Origin of the sequence: Bacillus sanguinis, from assembly GCF_018332475.1 — a bacterium.
GTDB classification, from domain to species: Bacteria; Bacillota; Bacilli; order Bacillales; family Bacillaceae_G; genus Bacillus_A; species Bacillus_A sanguinis.
Genome location: NZ_BOQB01000546.1, coordinates 1 through 504 on the forward strand (window position 1 = coordinate 1; position 504 = coordinate 504).

Consider the following 504-nt stretch of genomic DNA (forward strand, 5'->3'; position numbering starts at 1 on the left):
AGAATACCGCCTTAATAATGAATAAAACGATAATTGGAATAGCTGCTTTCACTTTACTTAATCCTGCTGTAACTTGTAATCCTAACCAAATTAAAACTAAATTCCATAAATAGAACAATTCAATTGTATTACCAATTCCATATGCAAGTGAACCTTGATCGAATAGTGGTCCTAAACTTGTATACGCAGTTGGTCCAGCACCTAAAATTAAAGCTATAACACCATTAATAAGTCCACCAATAACAACAACAATATCCGCGTATACAATAATCATTACTATTTTTTTATAAGAAGTATCATTCCCGTAAAACATCATAAACACTTTATAAATAGCTGCAACAACTAATGTTGCAATCATAACACCCACTATTCCCCATATCGTACTAGAAATTACATCTGATACAAGCGAACCCTGATTTGCAAATTCGCCGCCTAATTTCTTTTGCATTTCAATCATCTCAGGTGATGTATACGTAATATACGAATTTAAACCACCTACAAGTC

At 32.7% G+C, this 504-nt stretch carries 1 protein-coding gene; it reads right to left on the reverse strand.

Going from position 1 to position 504, the window contains the following annotated elements; translation table 11 throughout:
* On the reverse strand, window positions 1–504 hold a 504-nt coding region (gene yknW / locus KI369_RS28425; RefSeq protein WP_212958986.1), incomplete at both ends, for a YknW family membrane protein.